Annotated in this window: 10 protein-coding genes and 2 pseudogenes; 7 read left to right on the top strand and 5 right to left on the bottom strand. The window is 40.8% G+C overall.

Features of this window, described 5'->3' with window-relative positions:
• The 6 genes and pseudogenes from AB447_RS09635 to AB447_RS26740 all read left to right on the top strand — a co-directional run.
• On the top strand, nucleotides 1-337 hold a 337-nt coding region (locus AB447_RS09635; RefSeq protein ID WP_241494764.1), incomplete at its 5' end, for a hypothetical protein.
• Nucleotides 334-516, top strand: a complete 183-nt coding sequence (locus tag AB447_RS09630; RefSeq protein WP_048356293.1) for an XkdX family protein — start codon at nucleotides 334-336, stop codon at nucleotides 514-516. The genes AB447_RS09635 and AB447_RS09630, both read left to right, overlap by 4 nt.
• Before the next feature lie 62 nt (nucleotides 517-578).
• Nucleotides 579-848 carry a hemolysin XhlA family protein gene (locus tag AB447_RS09625; RefSeq protein ID WP_046129173.1) on the top strand — a complete coding sequence of 90 codons (270 nt, stop codon included), beginning with the start codon at nucleotides 579-581 and terminating at the stop codon, nucleotides 846-848.
• 15 nt (nucleotides 849-863) lie between these two features.
• Nucleotides 864-1,127 carry a phage holin gene (locus AB447_RS09620; RefSeq protein WP_048356294.1) on the top strand — a complete coding sequence of 88 codons (264 nt, stop codon included), beginning with the start codon at nucleotides 864-866 and terminating at the stop codon, nucleotides 1,125-1,127.
• A 135-nt stretch (nucleotides 1,128-1,262) separates the two neighbouring features.
• Nucleotides 1,263-1,943 (top strand): annotated as a pseudogene (locus AB447_RS26745) (peptidoglycan recognition protein family protein); the annotation flags it as partial.
• Between the two features lie 24 nt (nucleotides 1,944-1,967).
• A pseudogene (locus AB447_RS26740) lies at nucleotides 1,968-2,261 on the top strand (peptidoglycan-binding domain-containing protein); the annotation flags it as partial.
• Nucleotides 2,262-2,298: 37 nt separating this feature from the next.
• Here AB447_RS26740 and AB447_RS09610 read toward each other — a convergent pair.
• From AB447_RS09610 to AB447_RS26230, 5 genes are all read right to left on the bottom strand, one after another.
• On the bottom strand, nucleotides 2,299-2,922 hold the full coding sequence (locus AB447_RS09610) for a hypothetical protein (protein WP_057957537.1): 624 nt from the start codon (nucleotides 2,920-2,922) through the stop codon (nucleotides 2,299-2,301).
• Between the two features lie 3 nt (nucleotides 2,923-2,925).
• On the bottom strand, nucleotides 2,926-3,102 hold the full coding sequence (locus AB447_RS26235; RefSeq protein WP_164467501.1) for a hypothetical protein: 177 nt from the start codon (nucleotides 3,100-3,102) through the stop codon (nucleotides 2,926-2,928).
• 376 nt (nucleotides 3,103-3,478) lie between these two features.
• On the bottom strand, nucleotides 3,479-3,799 hold the full coding sequence (locus tag AB447_RS09605; protein WP_048353328.1) for a YolD-like family protein: 321 nt from the start codon (nucleotides 3,797-3,799) through the stop codon (nucleotides 3,479-3,481).
• A gap of 133 nt (nucleotides 3,800-3,932) precedes the next feature.
• A complete protein-coding gene (locus AB447_RS09600; RefSeq protein ID WP_048353314.1) occupies nucleotides 3,933-4,745 on the bottom strand; it encodes a hypothetical protein in 813 nt (270 codons plus the stop codon).
• 71 nt (nucleotides 4,746-4,816) lie between these two features.
• A complete protein-coding gene (locus AB447_RS26230; protein WP_048353313.1) occupies nucleotides 4,817-4,969 on the bottom strand; it encodes a hypothetical protein in 153 nt (50 codons plus the stop codon).
• 991 nt (nucleotides 4,970-5,960) lie between these two features.
• Between AB447_RS26230 and xynD the strand changes: the two genes are divergently transcribed.
• Nucleotides 5,961-7,508, top strand: a complete 1,548-nt coding sequence (xynD, locus tag AB447_RS09595; RefSeq protein WP_048353312.1) for an alpha-L-arabinofuranosidase — start codon at nucleotides 5,961-5,963, stop codon at nucleotides 7,506-7,508.
• Nucleotides 7,509-7,632: the final 124 nt, after the last annotated feature.

Here is a 7,632-nt window from a genome sequence, read left to right as displayed (position 1 = left end):
AATCAATACCGTTATGGTAGAGGAGGGACGTATCATGCACGTTCTTTTTTACGATGAAAATTACAAATATGCTGGCGAAGACGATTTTTTCGGTGAAGAATTGCCGGCGAATAGCACGACAACCCCGGTTCCCGAAGGTATATACGCTCCGAAGTATGATCCGGAAAAAGACGAATGGGTCGAATCAGCAACCAAAGAGTATATAGAAAGTGTAACGCCGCCTGCACCGGAGCCGAGCCCTACCGATTTGCTGAAAAAACAGACTGCTTCACTTTCCTTACAAATAGCGAAATTACAGGCAGATATTTCAGCACTGAAAGGCGGGGGGGCTTCATGAAGTATCCAACTTTCTCAGATATAAAACAGTTTTATGATTGGGGGTGTTACACAGATGAAGATATGCGGGAATACGTAAGAATTAACTGGATCACTCCGGCTGAATATGAAGAAATAACAGGCCGGAGTTATGATAAGCCCGCCGTCAGTGTGGACTTAGGCATGGCACACACCCTATAAGGGTGTTTTTATTTTGCCTCAAAGGAGGTGAAAACGATGTGAGAACAGGAGGATTAAGGGACATGCAGCAAACAAATGAATTGGACGTCTTCAAGCAGGAGATCACTGAGCTTAAAGCTGATCAAAAAACGCTCGAACAGCGTGTCAGCACTCTGGAAAGGGCGTCTGACCGACACGATCAGCAGATTATGTCCATCAATGAAAAGCTCAACAAGATTGAGGAAAATACCACGTGGATCAAGCGCAGCATTACGGGCGCTATCATAACAGCGGTTTGTACGCTGGTGATCTCCGGAATTGCGGCGCTTTTCATTAATTTTATTCAAAAATAAGGAGGAAAACACATTATGAAAAACTTTGACAAAGGCACGGTGGTTCGCACGGTGCTTCTTTTTATTGCATTGATTAACCAAACTTTGATCATGTTCGGGAAGGCTGCTCTTCCGGTCACCGAGGACCAGGTCAACACGCTGGCAGACACTTTGTATTTGGCCGGATCAACGGTGTTTACTATCATCACATCTCTCGTCGCTTGGTGGAAACATAACTATGTCACAAACAAAGGAAAGCTGCAAAAAGAAGTTCTAAAACAAAAAGGATTAACGAAATGAGGTTGCCGCCCGGCAGCCTTTTTTATTTAAAACAAAATAGGAGTGATTCAAGTGGTTAAGGTAGTCAAAAACTATGTGAAGGTCAACAAATATACCCGGCCGGGGTTGAAATTGTCAGGAGTCAAAGGCATTGTCATGCACTGGACGGCGACACCCGGCGCTTCTGCATTGAATGAGCGGAATTACTTCAATGGAACGTGTATCGCGGCCGAACGTTACGCCTCAGCACATTATTTTGTAGACCGCAAGGAAGCGCAGCAAATTATCCCTGAAAATGAAGTCGCATACCATGCACACGACGGGAACCGCTGCTATGTGAGCTTCCTAAAGCCGAATGCCAACACGACGGCAATCGGTGTTGAAATGTGCGTCGAAAAAAACGGCAAGATTCACAGCGAAACCGTTCAAAATGCTGCTGAACTGGTTGCCGATCTGTGCAAGCGTTACGGACTTTCTACAAACAAAATTGTCCGTCATTACGATGTGACAAATAAAAACTGTCCGGCGCCTTGGGTGAGCGATTCCAGCCAGCTCACAGCTTTTCGGAAAAAAGTCGACAGCCTACTTGGGAATAAAACCGTGTCAAACACGACGGCACCCACGAGCCAGTCGAGCAAATCAACAGGGACGACTATCCTTAAAAAAGGATCATCAGGATCAAGCGTAAAGGCGCTGCAAAAACGTTTGATTGCTGCGGGCTTCTCATTGCCGAAATACGGGGCGGATGGTTCTTACGGGGATGAAACGGTGCAAGCTGTCAAAGCCCTTCAAAAGAAATCCGGGATTACAGCAGACGGCATTTATGGACCGGCTACCGAAAAGGCGCTCGCGGCCATTGAAGCGAAAAAGAAAAAATCATCATCAAGCGGCAAAAAATCATCCTACACGCTGCCGTCTGGTATCTATAAGGTGAAAAGCCCACTGATGAAGGGAACGGCCGTCCGGCAGATTCAGGAGGCGTTAGCTGCCCTCTATTTCTATCCAGACAAGGACGCCAAAAATAACGGCATTGATGGCTATTACGGACCGAAGACGGCGAATGCGGTCAAACGGTTCCAGTTGATGCACGGTCTGTCTGCTGATGGTATTTACGGGCCGAAAACAAAGGCAAAACTTGAAGCACTATTGAAGTAATAAAGAAGGCCCTTCTTTATGAAGGGCTCCTTAAAAATTAATCTTCTTTCAGATGTTGAATTTGTTTAACCATCATACACAATCCATTTTCAGATTCATATTCTTCAAGCTGTCTAAATCCGTTTCGAATATAAAAATCTTTTATTTTATCATAATGTTCACACTCTAAGTACAATATTCTTCCCCCGACAATTCTATGAGCCTCCAAAATTTTTTTATAAGTAAGTTCTAATAAATCTTCTCCGGAGACATTCCCTGCTTTTTGAGCAATATGGTTGTAATTTTTTCCAAGTTGTCCAAGTAAAAAACCCTTAATTTCATATGTAGCCTGTTGAGTTTTGTGACCGAAACCCATTAATCTTTTCTGTAAACTTTTAGATAATTTTTGAAATTGTCTTTTGGGGATAACTAAGGGTCTATTAGAAATGGAAAAATACCCAGCTAAATAAGGCTTAGCTTGGTATGAAGACATTATTAAGTATGTACGCGATAAGTCCATTTTTTCAAATTGAATAGCTTTGGTATGTATGAAGTGCTCAACATCATCAGCACCTGGATTATATTTTATCTTAATAGTTTCAAATGAAGAGAGGAGTTTAATTATATCCTCCTCTCTTTGGGTCTGTAATAAATCATTAAGAGATATTATTTTTAAAGCCATTAATTAATCTTCCCCTAAAAAAGCTTTCATGATGCTATCGATTTCTTCTTTCTTTGTAACATCTGTTGTGCTTTGATTAATTGTGTGCTTAACCTTTTTTGAATTCTCAATCGCATTGATCAACTTATAACCTGATTTCGCGTTCAGCTTAAAATCCGTAATGAAACTTTTGGTAGCCATGGGTTAACCCACCTTCCTAAAATAGCCACTTAAGAAACAAATCGTTAACTGCATCATACAATATTTTGCCTCTGATCGTAAAGTGGAATTGCATATTTGTTATAATTTATTCCCGTTGCAGAATGTTATGCAAACAGTCGTTAAATATTCTTATTCTTTGCCGTTTCCTTTTGTTCCTTTAAAATGACTATATAAATTAAATTTAATCGTCTGTATTAAGTATACCCACAATTGGACAGTGTCAAAAATGTAATTTTTGGATTTGATTGTTAGAATATTTTTTTTCACATTGAGGAAAATTTAAAATACATTCGTTTAATAAAGTCCAGCTAAGTGCCTTCTAACAGCGTTATGCACGAAAAAACTTGTTTAGAGGCTATTTCATTTTCACGCCGAAAACGGCCTCAAATTTGATGAAATTCGTGTCTCCCTTTGAATCCACGACATGAAAAACCTTGCGGATCTGATTTATGTAATGGATATGCCCCTCTATTTGAATGATCTCCCCGGTGTCTGCTCCATTCAAAAACGGCAGCGGCTTAAATACAGCGAACCTCACCGGGGAATTAAACTCCATCGCCTCACATATCACCCGTTCCATGTCTTCAATTTGGGCCATGTCGAGCACCGGCCTTTTTACTCTGTTATGGGTGCTTTCTAACTCCCGAAGCAAACTGACATGTTCCGGCAGCATCATAGCTGTCCATTTGATTGTTCCACGATCTTTCAAGTTGTCATTCATGGTGTCATCTCCTTGAGATGATTATATAGGAACGTTTGTTCTATCCTCAACAAGAAAAATAACCCATCCTCTTGAATGGGTTTATAATTTAATTTAAAGATTGAGAATAATTCCTTTCGCTTATCACCATCTGTTCACCGGATCTTTTAAAAGAAAATTTCGCCAAAGTTTCATCTTCATCTATGTATGGGACTTTCCAGAATACTGAAAGTTCACTAATGTTTCTTTCTTCCTCTGCAAGGCGAGCAGCTAAATCCTCACTATACAATTCAATCATATTTTTAGTTGTTTCTGATGAGTTTTTAAGATCAAAGGATAGGTGAACCAATGCAATGAGTTGATCTTTTTTTTCAGTTCCCAAATCTTGATTGACTTCAATATCTTCGACAGAAACGTTATGTAGATGTTCATTTACTAATTCTCTAATTTTATTTTCGGGATTGTCCGTTACATCCACATATGGTGAGTTATCTAATTCTGATTGATCACTTTTAGTAATTAACCCATATTCACTTTTGACACTTAACTTACCATCAACAAAATGAAGAGATACCGTTGCATCATTTTCTAAGCCGCCCTCTCCATCAAAATCATAATCTGGTGATGAATATTTATTAATTTTATATTCAGATTTCGCTTTTCCACCAACAATTTTTTTGACTTCATCATAAGTCATTCCTTCTTTTATTTTTTTATACTCTTCTGGAGTAATGGTGGCAACCGGTTCATTTTTGTGCTTTAGAAAAAAATTATTAATTAGTGATATTGAAAGTAAAATAATAATACAAAAAAGAGCCAGCCGAAGTCCAGCTTTTCTTGTTTGAACTGGGATTAGCATTAATACACCTATAAGTGCTCCTATAAGCATAAAAGCAGCAAATATTGAAATAAATAAAGCCATAATAAACCCCCTCTTGTTTTAAAACGCACATTTACATTTTAAAACAAATGAGGGGGATTTTCTACATAGTTTTACTTGAACAGCTTGCCCAATATTTTGCCAGTTGCTTTACCGGCAGCGCGGCGAGCTATACGCTTTCCGATCGTTCCATTTTTCGCCGCGTTTACATCTCCCAAAATCTTGGCCAACTTGTATAAAGCTGATCTGATTTTGTTGATACTCATTTTCCTTCGTCCCTTTTGTGTTGGTGATTTTATTATAACAAACCCTTGTCAACCATCGAGTTTGTGGTAACATTTTGGTCACAAAAGTTTAAAATTTTTGTTTTACGGCAGATTTTTTTAGTTAGCCAAAAAGCTGATATATCAACGCTTTGTTATACTTTTAAATCTATTGATATTTAGTTTAATAGACTCCCACCGTCTCCATACATAGTGATGAAACCGGCGGTCAAGGGAGGGGTGACACACTCTTTTGACCGGCGAGGCGAAATGATGGAAAAACCGCTGATTGTATACAGCGGTTTTTTATATGTCATAAAATTTTCAGGGTCTAAAACAATGGTGTACATTCACTAAAGAATAAAAAAGTTAATCACCCCATCTTGTAATTTCTCATGCCATTCGTTGCAACTTATTTTTGAATAAAATGTGCCCGCTCTTATCCATAAGGCGGATATCCTCACACCTATGACCTGTTTTCCTTGAAATAAAATGAAATTAGTTCATAAGAAGGAATTTTAAGATTCGCAGAAAATTTTCTTAATATTCTAAAAAATAGAGTTGGATTCACAGCAGGGGATAAATGCAAACGCTTTCTAATGGGGGTGTTATTGACAAAGAGTGAGAATCAAAGACAATAAGTCAGTCATCTTATATGAACTGCAAATAACTTGATGCTAAAATTTTGCGGAAATAAAAGTAAAGAGCCGGATGATAACTTGCCGCCGGGAATGACACGAAAGATGCCGAGGCGATTGCTCAGCTAATGAAAGACGGACGTTACTCAAAGTCCGCTTTTCGGAAGAACTTAAGTCCGACTCCGAGAAGAAATAAAGCTATACAATCGGCATGATATCGCAGAGTTTAGGGATCCTGCCGCATGGTCTGGCGGTTTCCTCTATTGCTGTATAAGCATTGCAAGTTCTTCATAACCTGTTGTCATCAAATTTTTTAAAAAACCCCCTATTTTAAGGAAAAAGGAGGATGCTAAGTTTTGAGTAAAAAGTGTAGCGTATGTTTATGGGTTCTTGCTTTATTATTGAGTTGCTTATATGGGGAGTCTGCGTCTGCTGCCAGTACTACAATTGCAAAACATGTAGGGAATTCAAATCCGCTTATAGACCATCATTTGGGAGCAGATCCGTCTGCGCTGACCTATAACGGAAGAGTCTACATCTATATGTCAAGTGATGACTATGAATATAATAGAGACGGAACGATTAAGGATAATTCATTTGCCCATTTGAATAGAGTATTCGTCATATCTTCAGCGGATATGGCGAACTGGACAGACCATGGAGCCATTCCGGTAGCAGGTGCCAATGGAGCTAATGGAGGCCGTGGGATTGCAAAATGGGCAGGTGCGTCCTGGGCACCGTCAATCGCAGTTAAAAAAATCAATGGAAAGGATAAATTCTTCCTTTATTTCGCAAACAGCGGCGGAGGTATCGGGGTTCTCACCGCAGACAGCCCGATTGGTCCATGGACCGACCCAATCGGAAAAGCACTAGTAACGCCAAGTACGCCAGGAATGTCTGGTGTTGTATGGCTTTTTGATCCGGCAGTATTTGTAGATGATGACGGTACCGGTTACCTGTATGCCGGGGGAGGCGTTCCTGGCGGTTCAAATCCAACGCAGGGACAATGGGCCAATCCTAAAACAGCAAGAGTCATAAAATTGGGGCCTGATATGACGAGTGTTGTTGGAAGTGCATCTACAATTGATGCGCCTTTCATGTTTGAAGATTCGGGATTGCATAAGTATAACGGAAAATATTACTATTCCTATTGCATCAATTTCGGTGGCACGCACCCGGCCGATAAACCCCCAGGTGAGATCGGCTACATGAGCAGTTCAAGTCCCATGGGTCCCTTTACGTATAGAGGGCACTTCCTGAAAAATCCGGGTGCATTTTTCGGAGGTGGCGGAAACAACCATCATTCTGTTTTCAATTTTAAAAACGAGTGGTATGTAGTGTACCATGCTCAAACTGTCAGTTCCGCTCTGTTCGGGGCCGGCAAAGGATACCGTTCTCCCCATATTAATAAGCTGGTGCATAATCCAGATGGATCCATTCAAGAAGTTGCGGCAAATTATGCAGGTGTAACACAGCTTTCCAATTTAAACCCATATAACCGGGTAGAAGCTGAAACGTTTGCCTGGAACGGACGCATTTTGACAGAGAAGTCTTCAGCACCCGGCGGGCCAGTAAATAATCAACATGTAACAAATATTCATAACGGAGACTGGATTGCTGTAGGAAACGCAGACTTCGGGGCGGGTGGTGCCAGGACGTTTAAAGCAAATGTAGCATCCACTGTAGGTGGGAAAATAGAAGTACGTCTCGACAGTGCAAACGGTAAGCTTGTAGGAACCCTGAATGTACCTTCCACAGGCGGAGCGCAAACCTGGAGAGAAATAGAAACTGCGGTAAGCGGCGCAACCGGTGTGCACAAAGTTTTCTTTGTATTTACCGGAACAGGTACAGGCAACTTGTTTAATTTTGATTACTGGCAGTTTACGCAAAGATATCACCGGTAACGGCACCGCTTAAGCGAACTGACCAACGCCGGGGCAGCCCCCCATTCTGGATATTCAGGTAATGATAACGGCTGTTTCAAAGATGAGAAACACCTTTTTAAAAGGAGACAGAACAGATTTTTCT

The organism is Bacillus glycinifermentans (assembly GCF_001042475.2).
GTDB lineage: Bacteria > Bacillota > Bacilli > Bacillales > Bacillaceae > Bacillus > Bacillus glycinifermentans.
Note: the sequence above shows the minus strand (reverse complement) of the source record. Positions and strands in the feature narration are given on the sequence as shown.